This is a genomic window from Lacimicrobium sp. SS2-24 (assembly GCF_002201535.1).
Classification (GTDB): Bacteria; Pseudomonadota; Gammaproteobacteria; order Enterobacterales; family Alteromonadaceae; genus Lacimicrobium.
The window spans coordinates 63,714-83,279 of record NZ_NIWW01000001.1 but is presented as its reverse complement, the minus strand read 5'-3'; the positions used below and the strand labels follow the sequence as shown (position 1 = coordinate 83,279).

The 19,566-nt window shown below is 51.4% G+C and carries 15 protein-coding genes; 11 read left to right on the top strand and 4 right to left on the bottom strand.

Annotation, left to right across the window (positions count from 1 at the left end):
- Positions 1-104: 104 nt before the first annotated feature.
- From CCY32_RS00290 to CCY32_RS00265, 6 genes are all read left to right on the top strand, one after another.
- Positions 105-503, top strand: coding sequence for a MerR family DNA-binding transcriptional regulator (locus CCY32_RS00290; RefSeq protein WP_088328367.1), 399 nt, complete (start codon positions 105-107; stop codon positions 501-503).
- A complete protein-coding gene (locus CCY32_RS00285; RefSeq protein ID WP_088328366.1) occupies positions 500-1,669 on the top strand; it encodes an isovaleryl-CoA dehydrogenase in 1,170 nt (389 codons plus the stop codon). The genes CCY32_RS00290 and CCY32_RS00285 overlap by 4 nt, the downstream gene beginning before the upstream one ends.
- Positions 1,670-1,756: 87 nt before the next feature.
- Positions 1,757-3,364, top strand: a complete 1,608-nt coding sequence (locus CCY32_RS00280) for a carboxyl transferase domain-containing protein (protein WP_088328365.1) — start codon at positions 1,757-1,759, stop codon at positions 3,362-3,364.
- A gap of 9 nt (positions 3,365-3,373) precedes the next feature.
- Positions 3,374-4,162 carry an enoyl-CoA hydratase/isomerase family protein gene (locus CCY32_RS00275; RefSeq protein WP_088328364.1) on the top strand — a complete coding sequence of 263 codons (789 nt, stop codon included), beginning with the start codon at positions 3,374-3,376 and terminating at the stop codon, positions 4,160-4,162.
- A gap of 2 nt (positions 4,163-4,164) precedes the next feature.
- A complete protein-coding gene (locus CCY32_RS00270) occupies positions 4,165-6,174 on the top strand; it encodes an acetyl/propionyl/methylcrotonyl-CoA carboxylase subunit alpha (RefSeq protein ID WP_088328363.1) in 2,010 nt (669 codons plus the stop codon).
- 92 nt (positions 6,175-6,266) lie between these two features.
- Positions 6,267-7,160, top strand: coding sequence for a hydroxymethylglutaryl-CoA lyase (locus tag CCY32_RS00265; RefSeq protein WP_088328362.1), 894 nt, complete (start codon positions 6,267-6,269; stop codon positions 7,158-7,160).
- A gap of 4 nt (positions 7,161-7,164) precedes the next feature.
- On the opposite strand, the gene CCY32_RS00260 is transcribed toward CCY32_RS00265, so the two are convergent.
- Both CCY32_RS00260 and CCY32_RS00255 read right to left on the bottom strand, forming a co-directional pair.
- Positions 7,165-7,944 (bottom strand): copper resistance protein NlpE N-terminal domain-containing protein, encoded by a 780-nt coding sequence (locus tag CCY32_RS00260; protein ID WP_088328361.1) that lies wholly within the window; start codon positions 7,942-7,944, stop codon positions 7,165-7,167.
- Positions 7,944-8,591 (bottom strand): hypothetical protein, encoded by a 648-nt coding sequence (locus CCY32_RS00255; RefSeq protein ID WP_141096150.1) that lies wholly within the window; start codon positions 8,589-8,591, stop codon positions 7,944-7,946. Before CCY32_RS00255 ends, CCY32_RS00260 begins: the two co-directional genes overlap by 1 nt.
- Before the next feature lie 143 nt (positions 8,592-8,734).
- Here CCY32_RS00255 and CCY32_RS00250 point away from each other — a divergent pair, with 143 nt between their 5' ends.
- The 4 genes from CCY32_RS00250 to CCY32_RS00235 all read left to right on the top strand — a co-directional run bounded on the left by CCY32_RS00250 (position 8,735) and on the right by CCY32_RS00235 (position 14,828).
- The gene (locus tag CCY32_RS00250) at positions 8,735-12,094 is read left to right on the top strand and encodes a NahK/ErcS family hybrid sensor histidine kinase/response regulator (protein ID WP_088328359.1); all 3,360 of its coding nucleotides are present in this window, start codon (positions 8,735-8,737) and stop codon (positions 12,092-12,094) included.
- Positions 12,095-13,210: a beta-eliminating lyase-related protein gene (locus CCY32_RS00245; RefSeq protein WP_088328358.1), complete on the top strand. Its 1,116-nt coding sequence runs from the start codon at positions 12,095-12,097 to the stop codon at positions 13,208-13,210.
- A gap of 106 nt (positions 13,211-13,316) precedes the next feature.
- Positions 13,317-14,117 (top strand): formyl transferase, encoded by an 801-nt coding sequence (locus tag CCY32_RS00240; protein ID WP_088328357.1) that lies wholly within the window; start codon positions 13,317-13,319, stop codon positions 14,115-14,117.
- 159 nt (positions 14,118-14,276) lie between these two features.
- A complete protein-coding gene (locus tag CCY32_RS00235; RefSeq protein ID WP_088328356.1) occupies positions 14,277-14,828 on the top strand; it encodes a dienelactone hydrolase family protein in 552 nt (183 codons plus the stop codon).
- An 83-nt stretch (positions 14,829-14,911) separates the two neighbouring features.
- Here CCY32_RS00235 and CCY32_RS00230 read toward each other — a convergent pair whose 3' ends face one another.
- Together CCY32_RS00230 and CCY32_RS00225 are read right to left on the bottom strand one after the other, a co-directional pair.
- Entirely contained in the window at positions 14,912-15,571 is a 660-nt protein-coding gene (locus CCY32_RS00230) for a response regulator transcription factor (RefSeq protein ID WP_088328355.1), read from the bottom strand.
- A 110-nt stretch (positions 15,572-15,681) separates the two neighbouring features.
- Positions 15,682-17,967 carry a TonB-dependent receptor gene (locus tag CCY32_RS00225; RefSeq protein WP_088329196.1) on the bottom strand — a complete coding sequence of 762 codons (2,286 nt, stop codon included), beginning with the start codon at positions 17,965-17,967 and terminating at the stop codon, positions 15,682-15,684.
- A 294-nt stretch (positions 17,968-18,261) separates the two neighbouring features.
- Between CCY32_RS00225 and CCY32_RS00220 the strand changes: the two genes are divergently transcribed.
- Positions 18,262-19,557, top strand: coding sequence for an SLC13 family permease (locus tag CCY32_RS00220; protein ID WP_088328354.1), 1,296 nt, complete (start codon positions 18,262-18,264; stop codon positions 19,555-19,557).
- Positions 19,558-19,566 lie beyond the last annotated feature (9 nt).

The window sequence follows — 19,566 nt, the reverse complement described above, 5'->3', positions numbered from 1 at the left end:
ATTTTCACAGGTTGACCAGTTTTTCTGCTCTCCCCCATGTTGACGCCTTGTTACGCTTACTTTACCTTTAGGTTAACTTACAGCTTACGTAAACGTAAAGTGATATGGCCGACAACAGCACATACAGTATTGGCGAACTGGCAAAAGAATTTGACATTACCCCCCGTTCCATCCGCTTTTACGAGGAACAAGGGCTACTGTGTCCTGAGCGCAACGGTCAGACTCGCATCTACCACAACAAAGACAGGGTGAGGCTGAAACTGATCCTCAGAGGAAAAAGACTCGGCTTTTCACTGGCAGAAACCAAAACCCTGTTTAACCTTTATGACAGCAACCAGAACTCCCTGGCCCAGAACGAGGTGATCCTCGACATGATCGCCCTCAAACGCGCCAGCATGAGCCAACAACTGGAAGACATCCGTATGCTGATGAATGAACTGGACGATCTGGAACAACGCTGTCGCCTGGAACTCGAACAACTGACAAGAGGACAACGCGCATGAAAGCCCATTACCCTACCCTGAATTTCGGACTTGGCGAAGAAGTCGATATGCTTCGAGACCATGTTTATGCCTTTGCCCAGGGTGAGATTGCGCCACTGGCCGAAAGTGCCGATGAAAACAATGCCTTTCCTAATGAATTGTGGCCTAAACTGGGCGACATGGGCTTGTTGGGTGTCACCGTATCAGAGCAATATGGTGGTGCTGACATGGGCTACCTCGCCCACGTGGTGGCGATGGAAGAAATCAGCCGCGCCTCAGCCGGTATCGGACTCAGCTATGGGGCGCACTCCAATTTATGTGTGAACCAAATCTATAAAAACGGCAACGACGCACAACGGGAAAAATACCTGCCGAAGCTGGTAAGCGGTGAACATATTGGCGCACTGGCCATGAGCGAGCCCAACGCCGGTTCTGACGTGGTCAGTATGAAACTTAACGCCAGAAAAGACGGTGACAAGTACATCCTCAACGGTAACAAGATGTGGATCACTAATGGTCCCGATGCCCACGTGTTTGTCATCTACGCCAAAACTGACGTCAATGCCGGCTCTAAAGGCATCACTGCTTTTATTGTTGAAAAAGACACCCCTGGCTTCACTCAGGCACAAAAACTCGACAAGCTGGGCATGCGCTCATCCAATACCTGTGAACTCGTGTTCGATAATTGTGAGGTACCGGCAGAAAATATCCTGGGCGTTGAAGGGGGTGGTGTGAAGGTGCTGATGAGCGGCCTCGACTATGAGCGTCTGGTCCTCTCTGGTGGTCCACTGGGCATAATGCAAGCCTGCATGGATGTGGTTGTGCCCTATATTCATGACCGCAAGCAGTTTGGTCAGAGCATTGGTGAATTTCAGCTGGTACAGGGCAAGATTGCCGACATGTACACACAAATGAATGCTGCCAGATCCTATGTGTATACGGTTGCCAAAGCCTGTGATCGCGGAGAAACCACACGAAAAGATGCCGCCGCGGTGATTCTATATTCTGCTGAGCTGGCAACCAAAATGGCACTGGATGCCATTCAGCTGCTGGGCGGCAATGGCTACATCAACGAATATCCCACCGGACGCTTACTCAGGGATGCTAAGCTGTATGAGATTGGCGCCGGTACCTCTGAGATCCGCCGTATGTTAATCGGTCGCGAACTGTTTAAAGAGTCAGCCTAAATAGTCATCAGTCTACAGCTGTCAGTGATCAGCTTTTTGCTGCCAACTGATAGTTGATATCTGACAACGTTTTAGCAGGAGAGCCTTGTGCCCCGAATAGAATCTAAAATCAATATAAAGAGTCAGGCCTTTGCCGAGAATGCCGAACATATGCAGACACAGGTAGAGGACCTGCGCGCGCAGTTTTCCCAAATCAGTCAGGGTGGAGGCGAAAAAGCCAATCAGCGCCACACGGACAGAGGCAAGTTATTACCCCGTGAGCGCATCGAAGCACTGCTTGATCCCGGCGCCCCTTTTCTTGAGCTGTCTCAACTGGCTGCGCTGCACGTCTACGACGAAGAGGTCCCTGCCGCAGGCATCATTTGCGGCGTGGGCCGTGTCAGTGGTGTCGAATGCATGATTGTCGCCAATGATGCCACAGTAAAAGGTGGTACTTATTACCCGCTAACGGTCAAAAAGCATCTGCGCGCACAAACGATTGCTGAACAGAATAACCTGCCCTGCATTTATCTTGTTGATAGCGGAGGGGCCAACCTGCCCCGTCAGGATGAGGTCTTTCCCGATCGCGAACACTTCGGCCGCATCTTCTATAATCAGGCCAACCTCTCGGCGGCCAACATTCCACAAATTGCCGTGGTTATGGGCTCCTGTACCGCAGGCGGCGCCTATGTTCCGGCGATGGCTGATGAATCCATTATTGTTAAAGAACAGGGCACCATTTTTCTTGGCGGACCGCCTTTAGTCAAAGCCGCCACCGGTGAGGTGGTGACCGCCGAAGAGCTGGGTGGCGGTGATGTGCATTGCCGCACCTCAGGGGTGGCGGATCATCTTGCCAATAATGATCATCACGCCCTCAAAATTGCCCGTGATGCGGTTGCCAGGCTTAATCGTACCAAGCCCGTCTCTTTGCATCTGACCGAGCCCACAGAGCCGCATTATGACGCCAGTGAAATCTACGGCATTGTGCCCAAAGACAGTCGTCAGTCCTATGATGTGCGGGAGATCATTGCCCGTGTTGTAGACGGGTCAGAATTTGACGAATTCAAAGCCCTGTACGGCAATACACTGGTCTGCGGATTTGCTCGTATATTCGGATATCCGGTGGGGATCGTCGCCAATAACGGTATCTTGTTCTCAGAATCCGCACAAAAAGGCGCGCATTTTATTGAGCTTTGCAGCCAACGTAAGATTCCGCTGGTTTTCCTGCAAAACATTACCGGTTTTATGGTGGGTAAACAGTACGAAGCCGGCGGCATTGCCAAACACGGCGCGAAAATGGTGACGGCAGTGGCCTGCGCCAAGGTGCCTAAATTCACCATTCTGATTGGCGGCAGTTTTGGTGCCGGTAACTATGGCATGTGCGGCCGTGCTTACGATCCACGCTTTTTGTTTATGTGGCCCAATGCGCGTATTTCGGTAATGGGTGGGGAACAGGCCGCCGGTGTGCTGGCGCAGGTAAAACGCGACCAAAAGGCCCGTAAAGATGAGGACTGGAGCAGCGAAGAGGAACAGGCCTTTAAGCAACCTATTATTGATGACTATGAGCGACAGGGTCATCCCTACTACGCCTCGGCCAGGCTCTGGGATGACGGGGTAATCGACCCCGCCGATACCCGTAAAGTGCTTGGCTTATGTTTGTCTGCATCCCTTAACAAACCCATCGAGGACACCCGTTTCGGCGTGTTCCGCATGTAAGGAGGCCTTATGTCTGATGTGTTATATGAAGTAGATCATCGCGGTGTCGCCACCGTGACACTCAATCGGCCTCACAAGCACAATGCTTTTGACGATGAACTGATCAAAACATTGACCGGACTGTTCAGGCAGGCTGGTGAGGATAGCCAGGTACGTGTTTTGGTACTGGCTTCAAACGGCAAAAGTTTTTGTGCCGGAGCCGATGCGAACTGGATGAAAAGAATGGCGGGCTACAGTTTTGAAGAAAACGTGGCCGATGCCAAAGCCCTGGCCACCATGCTGCATACCCTCAATACCCTGACCAAACCCACTGTGGCAAAAGTTCAGGGAGCCGCCTTTGGCGGAGCGGTAGGTTTGATTGCCTGCTGTGATATGGCCATAGGCAGTAAAATGAGTAAATTCTGCCTCAGTGAGGTTAAGCTTGGCCTGATCCCCGCCACAATTGCCCCCTATGTCATTGATGCCATTGGTAAGCGGGTGGCCAGACGCTATTTCACCACCGCAGAGGTGTTCTCTGCCCGTCGCGCCCGGCGCCTGGGACTGCTGAGTGAAGCTGTCACCGAAGAAGAACTCGACAGTACGGTGGACGATATTATTGAGCATATTCTGAAAAACAGTCCGGATGCGGTCAGTGCCGCCAAACAACTGATTTTTGATATTGCCGATCACAAAGACGACGATGAAGAACTCATGGAAAAGACCAGTCTGCGTATCGCCACCATCCGTGTTTCTGAGCAAGGACAGGAAGGCCTCAGTGCCTTTTTAGAAAAACGCCGCCCCAACTGGATTCAGGAGTAATTATGTTGGTAAAACTGCTAGTCGCCAACCGCGGTGAAATCTGTTGCCGGATCATTAAAACGGCGCAGCGAATGGGCATTCATACCGTGGCGGTGTATTCCGATGCGGATGCCAATGCCCTGCATGTACAAATGGCCGACGAAGCCGTACATATTGGTGCGGCGCCATCAAAGGACAGCTATCTTCGCGCTGAAACCATCATCGATGTTGCCCGTAAAGTAGGTGCCGACATGATCCATCCCGGTTATGGTTTTTTGTCTGAAAACGCGCACTTTGCTCGTCTGTGTGAAGACAATCAGATTATTTTTGTCGGCCCACCGGTTGCGGCCATCGATGCCATGGGATCAAAGTCCGCCGCCAAAAGAATTATGCAGGCTGCAGGCGTGCCACTGGTACCCGGTTACCATGGCGATGACCAAAGCGCAGAGACCCTCAAAGCCGAAGCCGACAAAATGGGTTATCCGGTCTTGCTCAAAGCGGCTGCCGGAGGTGGCGGTAAGGGCATGCGGCAGGTTCATCATGAAGATGAATTTGAACAGGCGCTGGCGGCTGCAAAACGTGAAGCCATGGCAGGTTTTGGTGATGAACAGATGCTGGTGGAAAAGTATCTGACCCAACCCCGCCATGTGGAGATCCAGGTATTCTGTGATGTACATGGCAACGGTGTATATTTGTTTGAACGGGACTGTTCTGTGCAGCGCCGTCATCAAAAAGTTATCGAGGAAGCCCCCGCCCCGGGCGTCTCAGCCGAACTCAGAGCGCAAATGGGTGAAGCGGCGCTCAAAGCAGCCAAAGCCATTGATTACGTTGGCGCGGGCACAGTAGAGTTCTTGCTGGATACCGACGGCAGCTTCTATTTCATGGAAATGAACACCCGCCTGCAGGTAGAGCACCCGGTCACAGAAATGATCAGCGGGCAGGATCTGGTGGAATGGCAACTGCGTGTTGCCAGTGGTGAAGAGTTGCCTCTGACCCAGTCACAGTTGAGGATTAACGGTCACGCCTTCGAAGCCCGGATTTATGCTGAAGATCCAGACAATGAGTTTTTACCGGCAACCGGTACGCTGAGCTTTTTACAACCCCCCGACGAATCTGACTATGTCAGAGTAGATACCGGCGTACGCCAGGGTGATGGGGTGTCGGTGTATTATGATCCGATGATCGCCAAACTCATTGTATGGGATGAGGATCGTGATAAAGCTCTGCGTCGATTGGTCAAGGCACTCTCCGAATACCGGATAAAGGGGGTCACCACCAACATTGATTTTCTGTATAACCTGGTTAGCACCAAGGCCTTTAAACAGGCGCAACTGGACACCGGTTTTATCGACACCCATCAAAAAGAGATATTTCTGGAAGATGAAGCCGATATTGCCGGTTTACTACCACTGGCGGCACTCTATCTGGTACTGCGCCAACAACAGGCGCACCAGAATGTGAGTTTGCAACATCAGGACCCCTATTCGCCCTGGCAAAGTCTGAATGCCTGGCGCAGTAATCAACAATATCAGCAAAGTCTGGATATTCTTATCCACGACAACGTGCACAGTGTCAGGGTAAAGCAGCAGGAAAGCGGCGTTCAGAAACGCTTTGTGATCAGTGGTGAACGCTTTCAGGTGGATGCCACTGGCGAGATCCTTGGCGACAGCCTGATCGCTATTATCAATGGTCACCGCCAACGCGTCACCATCAGCGGCGATGAGCACAGCTGCTCATTGTATACCCAGTCCAGTGCCCTGCACTTCTCACGTCAGTTACCTGACCTGGGCCTGCTGGATCATGATCATCATGGTGGCGGACTCACCGCCCCGATGAATGGATCTGTGGTCAAACTGGCTGTGGAAGTGGGTCAGTCGGTCAGTAAAGGGCAGGAATTGGTGATCATGGAAGCCATGAAAATGGAACACAGCCTCAAAGCCCCTGCTGACGGAAAAGTCGTAGAGTTTTTCTTTCAGGAAGGCGAACTGGTAGACGGCGGCGCTGAACTGCTGGCATTTGAAGCTGAAGAATAAGTCGTCAGTATTCAAAATTGTTTTTCGTTAAACCCAACGGCCAATTGCTTTGAACTGAAAGCTTTTAACTGAAACCTGAGAGCTAAGAATTCATGTATCCTGAGAAAGTAAAAATCGTCGAAGTGGGCCCCCGCGACGGGTTGCAGAATGAAAAGGGCCGGATTGCCCTGGAAGATAAAGTGGCACTGGTACAAAACCTTGCTGATGCGGGCCTGCGCATGGTGGAAACCGGCAGTTTTGTGTCACCCAAATGGGTGCCACAAATGGCCGACAGTAAGGCCGTGTTCGAGGCCATCAGCCGTCAGTCCGGCGTCACCTACTCGGCATTGACACCCAACCTCAAAGGCTTTGAAGCGGCGCTGCAGGCTGGCGCCGATGAGGTGGCCATATTTGGCGCAGCCTCAGAGAGTTTTACCCAGAAAAACATCAACTGCAGCATTGCTGAAAGCCTGGAGCGCTTTGCGCCGGTGATGGATGCCGCCAAAGCCAATAACCTTCGTGTACGTGGCTATGTATCCTGCGTGCTGGGCTGCCCTTATGAGGGTGAGATCAGCGCCGCAAAAGTGGCAGAAGTATCTGATAAGTTACTGCAAATGGGCTGCTATGAAATTTCATTGGGAGATACCATCGGCGTGGGCACACCGGTTAAAACCGCGCATATGCTCGATGTCGTCAGTCAATACGTTCCCAATGAGCAGCTGGCGGTGCATTTTCATGATACCTATGGCCAGGCACTCGCCAATATCCTGATTGCCCTTCAGCAGGGTATCAGTGTTATCGACAGCGCGGTAGCAGGCTTAGGCGGCTGCCCCTATGCCAAAGGCGCATCGGGCAACGTGGCCACAGAAGATGTGGTGTATATGCTACACGGTATGGGCATCGAAACCGGTATCGATCTGGATAAACTGATTCAGGCCGGTGAAAGGATTACCAGCAAGCTCGGACGCAGTACAAACTCGAAGGTGGCAAACGCCCTGGCGGGTTAGTGGACTAATTCGCACGAAACCTTGCCAGTGGCGCCATTCTGGCCTTATTAAGGGACAGGATACCCTGCTGCAAGGTGCAGTTATCGGCCATTTCCAGAGCTTTTAGTAACTTACCTTCCTGTTGCAGTGCCGGGCAGGCCATCATGGTGGAGGCCATTTTGCCAAAGGCCAGTCGCTGGCCCTGCTCAAGGTTTACTTTGCCGAAAAAACGGTTACATCCGGCAAAGCCGGTTACCTGCATATCGGCACCGATAGTAAAATACACGGGCTTTTGTGCATCATTGGCTATCTGCTGCCCCATCAGTTCTGTGAGTTGCCACTTAACGCCAACAATTTCGGAGCCGAACTGTTTAGCAAGCCGGTAAGCAGATGCCAGTTCACCGCGAATGCGCTGGCCATCCTGATCGAGATGAAACAGCTGGTTTTCTCCTACCTGATAAAGCCCCGGAGCTGAAGGCCGGCCCAAAAGGCGGATACGCAGGCCATCATCCAGCCATTCAAATTCACCTTTAGACTGAAAGTCGCGGCGGTCTTCGCCTAAATAGGTTTCACTCAACTGGTAATTGCCATTGGCTGAGAGCATCAGGCGAGTCTGAATACCCTCGCAATCGGCGCAGGGCAGCACGCCTTCGTAGACGCCGCCCCAGTCCAGCGCGTTGCGGCTGGTGTGCGCCTTATCAGCTTCTGTCGTTAGCGGCTTATCTTCAGTCACCGGCGCCTGATCATTTGCGGCGCAGGCCGAGAGTAATGTCAAAAGTACCGCTAACAAAATTGATTTTAGCATTATCCGTTCAGTCCTAAGTTTTTGCTGGCCACGTCGAAGAGGCGCTGTGCCTCGCCACGGGATTGTAGCCTGACCTCATCAGAAGACAATGAAATATCATTCAATCCCTTAATGTGCTCGCGACTATGGCTCAGAAAGTCCACCACTTTTTCCTCTGCGGCGCCTTGGGTTTTTAATTCAGCAGCAAATTCACGGGTTTTCCCCCATTCATGCATTTCAGACAACCGGCTGAGCTGGCTGAGTTTTTCCTGCAGTGGCTGGTTAGCATCAAGATACTGCTGCATGCGCTCTACCGACTTGCTCTGTTGTTCACTGCTTTCGCTGACAACCTGCCATTTCCCCTGCTGTTGCTCAAGTGTTAACGGCTGCGGCAGTCCCAGGCGCCCGGAAAGATCCTGCAGCTCGGCGGCAACCGGGCGCAGGTTAAAGGCAATCATATTGTCCAGCGTCTGCAGCTTTACGGATGACTCGCCTGACTCCATTTTTTTCAGCGCCTCATCCATTTGCTCTCGACTGGTGTCACTCAGCTCAGTTAACTCAGCCCGCATATTCTGATGACCGTTACTGGCCAGCTGTTCCAGGTTTTGTTGTGATTTTTGTGGATTATCCAGATAGTCAAACAGACTCTGACCGGTTTGTATCTGCATGGGCTTCCTCTTTGATAAGTTGGCAATTTGCACCTGTGCTGCAACTAAAAGCAAATTACACGCCATGCTTAGCACCTTCGCTCTATAGCATCCTCTCTACTGGCAAGGTAAAGTGATGTGATTGATTCATTTAGATTTATTACATGTTTAGTATCTGGCTGCTGACAATACTGGCGATTGGCTATCTGGCACTGCTGTTTGCCGTAGGCTTCTGGGGAGATCGCTTTCATCGTGCCGGTGCCCAGCGACCGGTCATTTATAGCCTGGCCTTAGGCATTCACTGTACGTCCTGGGCATTTTTTGGCACCACGGCCCAATCCGCCACCTATGGCTGGGCGTTCACCCCTACCTATGTGGGCAGCATTTTATTGTTTGCCTTCGGTTATCCGCTGTTGCGACGGGTGATTTACCTGTGTCAGCAGCAAAATGTCAGTTCATTGGCTGACTTTATTGGCACCCAGTACAACCGCTCTCACCTGATTGCCGCGTTCGTCACCCTGATCTGCTTTCTTGGCGTGATGCCCTACACTGCTCTGCAGCTGGATGCGGTAACGACCAGCGTCAACCTGCTTGCCGATGGTGAACCCCAATGGCCCGGCGGAACCAGTTTTTATGTGGCGCTATTAATGGCGATTTTCGCCATTTTATTCGGTACCCGCAGTCTCAGCCTGACCGAGAAACACCCTGGCCTGATGCTGGCCATTGCCTTTGGCTCGGTGATCAAGTTGCTGGCCTTTGTGCTGGTGGGCATGTTTATTTGCTATGTCATGTTTGATGGTGTGCTGGATTTGCTGGGTAAAGTGCAGTTAAGTGAACCGGCCCGGCAGGTTCTGCAAAGTGACGCTGCACCACTGGTTTATTTCAGCCACATGCTGCTGGGGTTTTGTTCTATGTTCTGCCTGCCACGGCAGTTTCACATTAACTATGTGGAGAACAACGGGGAACAGGAATTACGTACCGCACGCTGGATGTTTCCGTTGTATTTAGTGGCCATAAACCTGTTTGTGTTACCGGTGGCCCTGGCAGGAAAAATCCTGTTACCAGAGGCCAATACCGACACCTATGTTCTGGCGCTACCTATGCTGGCTGATAACCCGCTAGTGGCTCTGGTGGCCTTTATCGGGGGGCTGTCGGCAGCCTCAAGTATGATCATTGTGGCAACACTGGCCATGGGCATTATGATTGCCAACAACCTGATCACCCCCTTATGGCTGAAACTGCATTTTCGCCCTCATCAGCATCAGGCGCTAAAGCCCAGAAGTTTGCTCACCATTCGTCGTCTGACGGTGCTACTGGTGATAGGTCTGGCCTATTTTTATTCTGAATACCTGAGTCAGACTGCGCCACTGGTAAACAGTGGCATCATCGCCATGGCGCTACTGGCACAGCTGGCACCAACACTGCTCTTCGCCCTTTACTGGAAACGGGCCAGCAAGAGCGCAGCGATTATCTCAACACTGGCCGGCTGTGGTGGCTGGGTGGTGTGGTTGCTGTGGCCGAGTATTAAAGCCAGCTATTATTTTGAGTCTACGCCCAGCGATCAGGCCATGAGTGAAGGGGTACTCCTGAGTCTTGCCCTGAATCTGCTCTGCTTTGTGCTGGTCAGCCTGATGCGCGGCGGTTATCGCCAGCGCATTGCGGCCCAGGAGCAGCCCCAGGCGATTACGCCGACCATAAAAATCGCTTCTTTACTGGCTGTCACACAAAAGGTGCTGCCTGCTGCACGGCAACACGCCCTCACAACGCGAATACAGGCCACCGGCAACCAGCGGTATGCCAGCGGCCAGCTGATTCAACAGGCAGAGCGGGAATTGTCTGCCCATGTGGGTAGCGCCAGTGCGCGCATCCTGCTCTCTGCCATTACCGAGCAGCAGCATGTGCCTCTGGATGAATTGGTGGGACTGGTAGAAGAAGCCAGTCAAAGTTACCAGTTCAACTATGAACTCTTGCAATCCTCTGTGGAACATATTGAACAGGGGATCAGCGTGGTAGACCGGCATTTGAAACTGCTGGCCTGGAATCAGCGTTATATTGAACTGTTCAGTTACCCTGCAGGCTTCGTTAAAGCAGGGCTCACTGTTGAAGAGCTGCTCAGGTTTAACGCGCGCCGCGGAATGCTCGGTGCCATCGACGATCTGGATGCAGAGGTGGCCAAACGTATTGGCTATATCCGCCGCGGCAGCAGTTATAAATACCTGCGCACCCAACCCGATGGCCGCGTAATTGAATTACAGGGCAACCCCATGCCAGGAGGCGGGTTCGTTACCACCTACAGTGACATTACCGAATACGTGAAAACACAACAGGCACTGGAAGAGGCGAAAAGTACTCTGGAGCATCGGGTTGAAGAGCGTACGGAGCAATTGCAGCACACCAATCAGGCCCTGCAGGCTGCAAAACTGGAGGCAGAAAAGGCCAACGAGAGTAAAACCAAGTTTCTGGCTGCGGCCAGCCATGATTTGATGCAACCTTTTAATGCCGCCACCCTGTTTGCCGGCATGATTACCCAGAAAACCCAACACGGCGAGGTAGCCGAACTGGCCAGGGGCTTACAGCAATCCCTGAATAATGCTGAGGAGCTCCTCAACATGTTACTGGACATGACCCGGCTGGATGCTGGTGTCCTCAAGGTGCATCGTCAGCGCTTCCCCCTGCGCGATATTCTGGATCCTCTGGTGGCAGAATTTCGCCTGCTTGCAGCACAAAAGCACCTGGAGCTTAAGTATTGTCCCTCTTCCCTGGTGGTCGAGTCCGACAAAAAGTTGCTCAGGAGAATTCTGCAAAACCTGGTGTCTAACGCCATCCGCTACACTGCCAAAGGTAAGATTCTGATTGGCTGTCGTCGCCACCAGGACAGCCTGCTCCTGCAGGTATGGGATACAGGGCCTGGTATTGCCAAAGAGCAACAACAGGAAATCTTCAACGAGTTTCACCAGCTTCAGCAGGAAAACAAACAGGGCCTGGGACTGGGGCTGACCATTGTGGAGCGTATCAGCTCATTATTAGGCCACCCCATCGGCGTTACCTCACAGCTTGGTAAGGGGACAGGCTTTTTTGTTACCCTGCCCCGTTTTGAACAGCAGCAACCACGCAACAGTAGCCTCATTAGTAACGAACCGGGCGATAAGAGCCTGTTTTTACGCGGCCGCACTGTCTTGTTGATCGATAACGAGCCTCAGGTCCTCTCTGCCATGGTACAGCTATTCGAAAGTTGGGGGGCCACCACCTTTTCTGCGGCAAACCAGCAACAGGCGCTTGAGGTGATGACCTCGCCTCCTTCCTTGCTGGTCATTGACTATCATCTGGACCACGGTGCTATCGGAACAGAATTGGCGCAAGTGCTCTACCAGACATGGCAACAAAAAATCCCCACTATTCTCAATAGTGCCAATTATGAGGAAAGCATTCGTGAACAGGCCATAGAAGCCGGTTTCAGTTTCTTACATAAACCGGTGAAAGCCGGTGCCCTGAAGCGCCTTATCCGTAAGCTTCTCTCCCTTTAAATGGAATACACTACGTCTGACATCCACCAGCAAGCCTACAACCGTGCCTGCGCCAAAGCACGCTTTCGACTGCACCGGCATCAGCCACAGGATCTGCAAACCACCATGCGCATACTGGCACAGAACACCCAGGCACTGGATGAAGCGGATTATTATGGTCAGGGCGCCCTTATTAATGACTTTGAGCAGCAGGTCGCCGGCTTACTGGGTAAGCCCGCCGGGGTTTTTATGCCAAGTGGTACCCTCGCCCAGCCACTGGCACTTCGCATCTGGGCCGATAAAGCCGGATACAGCACAGTCGCCCTGCATCCAACCAGCCACCTGGTGCTGCACGAACAGGATGGTTACCAGAAGCTGTGGAATCTCAGCGGCAAACTGTGGGGCGATGAAGACGACATTCCAACCCTGGAAGCGCTACAGGCACTTCATCAGACTCAGCCGCTGGCAGCCGTGCTGATTGAATTGCCGATGCGAGAACTCGGCGGTGTGCTGCCAAGCTGGCAAAGCCTGAACGACCTTACACACTGGGCACGGGCTCAGGGTATTAAAACCCACCTTGATGGTGCCAGGTTGTGGCAATGTTCTGCGGCCTATCACAAGAACCTGGCCGAGATTGCCGCCCTGTTTGATTCTGTTTATGTGAGTTTTTACAAGGATTTAGGCGGGCTGGCCGGTGCCATGTTACTGGGCGATACCGACTTTACTCAACAGGCCAGAAGCTGGCAGCGCCGCGCCGGTGGTAACCTGCACACGCAGGCCCCTTTTGTGCTTGCCGCGCGCCTGGGGATGCAAACACACTTACTGCAAATGGCTGAGCGTCATCAGCAGGCCCTTTGGCTGGCCGGGCAATTAAACACCCTGCCCGGTGTTTCTACCCTCCCCACTGTGCCCCATACCAGCATGTTCCGATTGCAGATTAACATTAAACCGGAGCATTTTTTCAAACGCGCCTGTCAGTGGGTTAATGAGCAGGGTGTGGCGCTGATTCCGCCCCCCTACAGCGTTTCACAGCAGCATCTCCGCGCAGAGATCAGCATCGGTGATGCCTTTAGTGCCCTGACCCGCGATACCTGGGCAGCGCACCTTAACGCTTTTAGTAAAGCGGTGCTCGAATAACGACGGTCAATCAGCCTGAGGCTTTCATCCCCAGCATTGATGACAGGCTGTCGCAGGTTTACACTCGGGAAACGTTCCTAAACCATGGTCTCGCTGTACGAATCAGATGAACATAGTCATTCTGTCTAATCGCGATCTCGCCAGCAATGTGGCACTGAACCAGCTACTGCCAGCGCTGCATGACCACCAGTGTTATCTCTGGCTATCGTCAAAAGTGGGCGGTAACGGCTCGAAGCCACCTGATTTGCAGCGGCTCACTTTTTTCGAGCAGTCTCTGCCCAACCAGGTGATCGAGCCTTTGCTCAATACCAACGCTCAACAGGGAAAGTTTCACAGTTTCGATGGGTTATGCCGCTACCTGGTTGCACCGCCAAAGGTACAGAACAACGCCAATAGCGAAGAGAGTCTGGCTGAGCTAAACGCGTTAAAACCGGATCTGATTATCTGTATTCGTTACGGGTGCATTCTTAAATCTGACTGTATTAATCGGCCTGAATTTGGCGTCATCAACTTACATTCCGGCGTGCTGCCAGACTATCGCGGGGTAATGGCCACATTCTGGGCCATGCTGCGCGGTGAAAAACAGATTGGCACCACACTGCATACCATTGACGACAACTCCATCGATACCGGCCGTATTATTCGTATTTCGCGGCAAGACACAAAGCCTGAGGCCTGTTACCTGGAAAACGTACTCAGTCTCTATCGCCAGGGCGCTGAAGATATTCTCTGGGCAGTAAACGAACTGAACACATCCGGCAAGCTTGCCTGCTCAGCGCAGCCACCGGGTGGCAACTATTTCACCTTCCCCTCTGAGTCGGACTTACAGGCCTTTAAAGCCAAAGGCATGTCACTGGTTAATGAATCATTCTATCTGGACGTTATGCGACGTTATTATGTGCAATGATGAAAAAGCAGCAAAATGAGCATCGCCATGAGCTTGCTACAAAGACCTGCTCCCACTTGATTGCAAAGCCCAGACATACAAGTTGCTGCACGCGGAGAAATTACTCGCTGCGCCCCCAATTTCCCGGTGAGCGAGGCGTTACATGACACGGAAAATTAAGTGAATACCATAATCGTTACAGATATTTTCGGTAAAACATCTGCTCTTGAGGAGTTAGCAAATGCAATCTGTAAGAACTATCTCATCGTAGACCCATACGACGGTCAAAAAATGGCCTTCCAAACCGAAAACGATGCATATCAGTTTTTCACCTCAAATACTGGCCTTGAAAAATACACCAAGCATTTAAGTAAATTACTAACCCAATTAGAATCTGATGTAAATCTAGTTGGATTTAGTGTCGGTGCATCTGCCATATGGAATCTCTCAAATAGCCCTGCATCTGCTTCTGTCAAACAAGCTACATGTTTTTATGGTTCACAAATAAGAAATAATCGAGAAGTCGTACCACTGTTTCCGATAACTCTTATCTTCCCTCAAACAGAAGAACACTTTTCAGTATCAGAGTTAATCGCGGATTTAAGCCACACGCAAAGGACCAAAATTAAACAGGTGTCGTACCTTCATGGTTTTATGAATAAGTTGTCGGATAATTTCAATTCACAAGGATACGAAAGTGAGCTTAAAACACTTGCGGCAAGTGCCATCTGACAAGTGTATTAAACATCGTTACGGCCAAAAAACGGCTTTCACTCGACGCGCTGCTACACGGGTTACAAGCCCGCTTCACCCTACTACGCTGCTGTGTCGGGCTTTTCCATAAACTGTTTGAACATCACGCCGGCCTGGGTGCGGTTAATGACTTCCAGTTTGCGCAAAATGGCTGAAACGTGCTGTTTGATGGTGGTTTCCTGCACCTGCATTTCAAAGGCAATTTGCTTATTCAGCAGGCCATTGGCCAGATGCTTGAGCACCCTGAACTGGTGTGGTGTCAGCGACTCGAGTTTACGGGCAAAATGCTGATCACGGACATCGCCTTCGCGCTGTATTAAAGGCTCGATTTCTTCGGGTAACCATTGCTCGCCGTCTAAAACGGCTTCCACCGCCTCAGCAATCTTATCCAGTGAGGCAGATTTGGGAATATAACCGCTGGCGCCAAAATCAATGGCGCGGCGAATCACGGCCGGATTTTCTTCCGCCGAGACGATTAATACCAGCACACCGGGATAAGCGTTATGCAAGGTTGTCAGCCCTGTGAGCCCATGATTACCGGGCATATTCAAATCCAGAAACACCAGTTCAATGGCAGGGTGCTGTTGCAATAGAGTGAGGGTGTCTTCGAGATTGGCGGTTTCCAGAATATTGCCGCCAAGGGTATTTTGTACAGCCTGTTTCATTGCACTACGGAACAACGGGTGATCGTCAGCAATAATGGCTCGGGGTTGGGTACTCATATCAGGATACAGACTTATCTCGGGTTACAAGCCGGACTACTATCCGTGAGGCGGGCGGGAAATGCAAGGGGCGACAAACCGCCCCTTTTTATTCTCACCTTAAGCAGTTATCAGAAACGATAACCCACTGTCAGACTGACAGTACGTGGATCGCCATAATAACCAATCAGCGTATTATCACCGCCTAATCCAGGGATGAATTCGCCCGGGTTATTAGGATCCCGAGCAATGAAGGCATAGTTACCCACCAGGTATTCCTCATTGGTCAGGTTTTTACCATGCAGCCCCACTGTCCACTGACCATCATTGGAGTACCAGTTCACACCCAGGTTAAGCAGACCATACTCGTCCTGAGTCAACAGGTTATCCAGCTCCACCAGATCATACTTGGTGCGGTAGTAGTAGTTACCATTGATAATAAAGTCGCCATAACTTGACGTCATATTATAGGTAAACCCGACGTTCGCGTTGACTTTGGGCGTGTTAGTGATACTGAATCGATCAGAGATATCAATAAAGTTCTCCGCATCCACGAATGAGCGAACTTCATCAAACTTGGCGTTGATATAACCGAGGTTTGCGAACATCTCCAGGTTATCCGTGGCGGCTACCGTCAGGTCCAATTCCAGGCCTTTTGCACTGGATTGCCCAATGTTACCTAAACGCTGGTTCAGTACGGTTGCATCATCTGGGTCTGGAATCACGGAGATATACTGACGATCTTTATGATCCAGCGTGAATACCGTCATATTCAGACGCACATAGTCGCCGAGATCACTTTTAAAGCCCATCTCCATGGAATCAACAATCTCAGGGTTGGCTGCTGGCTCCGGTGTTGAGGCTCTTGGGTTGAAGGTACCTGACTTAAAGCCCTGGGCATAGGACGCATAGACCATCACATCAGGGGTGGCCTGATATTCAACCCCCAACCTTGGCGTAAACCGTGACCAGTCTTCTTTATCATCCAGCACTTTCGGTACAGACGCATTGATGACATTTTCATCGCGCACATAACCAGGGATCCAGTCTGTTTCAGGATAGACATTGGAAAAAATCAAGCCGTTGTAAACGGTCGCTTCTTTCTCGTCTTTGGTATAGCGAGCGCCCGCGGTAACGGAGAGTTTTTCCGTAACATTGTAACTACCCTGAGCGTAAGCCGCGATACTGTCGCCATTACTGCAACCGCGCACTTCACGGGTTAAACCTGGCGCACCAAGGGCCTGACCGAGCACGCCCAGAATGGCGTCAAACTGACCACAGGAATCGGCTGTGTAGTAGTACAAACCGGTTACCATATTCAGGTTATCAGTCACATAATTTAACTGAAATTCCTGGGTAAACTGTTCGTCATCGTAAATAGCGGGCACATCAAAGATAGGTAGCGAGGTATTGTCAAAATCGATGTTGGTTGGTGAGTACCCTTCCCGCTTCGAGGTAATCGATTTAAACGCAAACTCATTATTGATATCCCACTCAACCGTCAGGTTGATCCCTTCATTCTCGACCTTGTTCCTGGTCGGTAAGCTGGTATAAGAGTCATACTTGCTATCCGGAACCGGCGCATCAGTCAGCAAGCTGGGGAGCAGTCGATAACCACCTTTGGAGTTCGAATCATCCACGGTGTTATCGTAGTTCAAACGTATAAACAAATCATCAGTCGGCGCGTATTCCAGGGTGATACGATAAGCCTCAAGATCTTTGTTGTAGTTTTCATTGTCCTGACCAGGCAACGCAGAGGTTATGAATTTACCAAAGCCATCGCGGTTCAGGTTGGCATAAGACACACCGAGGTACAGAGTGTCTTCAATTAATGGCAGCTGACCGGCAATTTTTAGATCTTTTTGTGAGTAAGTTCCAACCGTACCGCGAACAGACAGCTCTGTGTCGCCCGTCATCTTCTTGGTCACATACTTGACTGCCCCACCGATGGTATTTTTGCCATACAGTGAGCCCTGAGGGCCGCGCAGTACTTCGATACGCTCAACATTAAGGATATCCAACACTGCACCCTGTGGACGGGCCATATAGATATCATCTACATAAATGCCGACGCCTGGCTCATAGCCCCAAAGCGGATCTTCCTGGCCCACACCACGAATAAAGGCGGTTAATGTTGAGTTAGTACCACGGCTTTTCTGTAATGTGGTGTTAGGAGACATTTGCTGCAATTCAACAACCGTACTGATTCCCTTTTCCGCTATTTCAATGGCACCAACCGACGTCAGTGCAATCGGCACTTCCTGAATGCTCTCTACCGTTTTACGGGCTGTGACTTCAATGCGTTCCAGACCGCCTTTTTTCTCTTCTTCTTGTTGCTCCTGCGCCATTGCAGGCATGGCGCTGGTCAGCGCAGCAGAGACTGCCAGTGCGCTCAGGGTTTTGTGTGAGGTGAACATGGTCATGATGTTTCCTTCTAACTTCTTATTTAACGGGTGTTAGCCTATTTGTTTATTTTTTGTTGCATTTATTAACAAGGTCACCGCTACTCTAGATCATTCCGTTAAAAACGTATGCTGTACCATAGTACTATGGGCCAAAAGCCAGGTATGACACACAATGTACGGGCTCGTATGAATAAGAGTACTTGGCATTTGTTAACAAAAGGTCATCAAGACGAAGGGCCAGTAATGGGGTTTTTGTCTGTTATTTCACACTCCGGCTAACGGAGTAAATGCTAAGGACATTTTATTATGTTGAGTTTATTGGGTCTGGTTGGCGGACTGCTGTTACTCATTATCTTGACCATCAGGGGTATGAACCTGTTTATCGCGGCGCCATTATGCGCCCTGATCGTTGCCCTCACCAGTGGCATTCCTGTTTTTGTCGGTGAAACCAATTTTGTCGGCGCCTATATGGACGGCTTCTCAGGCTTTATCGCCGCCTGGTTTTTCATGTTTTTACTCGGCTCATTGTTCGGCAAGTTTATGGAGGACACCGGCGCCGCGGATGCGGTGGCCCGCTGGATCATCAGCAAACTCGGCATGAAACATGCGGTTGTGGCGGTTGTGCTGGCCTGCGCCATTCTCACTTATGGCGGCGTCAGTGTCTTTGTGGTGGCCTTTTCGGTTTATCCGATGGCACTGAGTCTGTTTAAAGATGCGGATTTACCCCGTCGTTTTATTCCTGCTGCCCTGGCATTTGGTTCTGTGACCTTTACCATGACCTCAGCCGGTTCCCCGGAGATCCAGAACTGGATCCCGATTAAATACCTTGGCACTTCGCCTTTTGCGGCCTGGGAAGTGAGCCTGGTCGTCGCTATATTTATGGCCAGCTTCGGTTATTGGTGGCTCAAGCGCATGATCAAAAAGGCTGTCGATAACGGCGAGCGCTTTGAACACAGAGACAGCGATCCTGCCATTCCAGAGCGTGACTACCCGCACCCGATGACAGGCATCATTCCTCTTATGGTGGTTTTAGTCTTGTCTTTTAGTTTTCACGAAAGCCTGCAACAACTGGCGCTGATTGTGGCGCTGGGCGGTGGCGTGCTCACCCTGATGGCGATTAACTTCAAGCATTTTCATAACCTCAGTGGCGCCGTCAGTGCCGGTACAACCGGGGCTCTGGTCGCCATCGGTAACACTTCTGCAGTAGTGGGGTTTGGTACCGTGGCCAAATCTACCGAAGCTTTCCAGGTGGCCGTTGATGTGATGACACATCTACCCGGTAACGAACTGATTGGGGCGGCCGTGGCGGTCAGTGTCATTGCCGGCCTGACAGGTTCTGCCTCAGGTGGACAGGCTATCGCTCTGCCGCTGATTGGCCCGCACTATATGGACCAAGGTGTGGATCCGGAACAACTGCATCGCATTGTATCGATTTCCTCCGGTGCACTGGATTCCCTGCCCCACAACGGTTATGTGGTCACGACTATTCGCGCCATCTGCGGTGAGACCCATCAGCGAGCTTACTGGGCAGTAGGCGCACTGACCGTAGTGGTACCGCTGATCGGTCTGGGTATGGCTGTGGCCTTGTTTAACTGGTTCTGAGGAGACTAA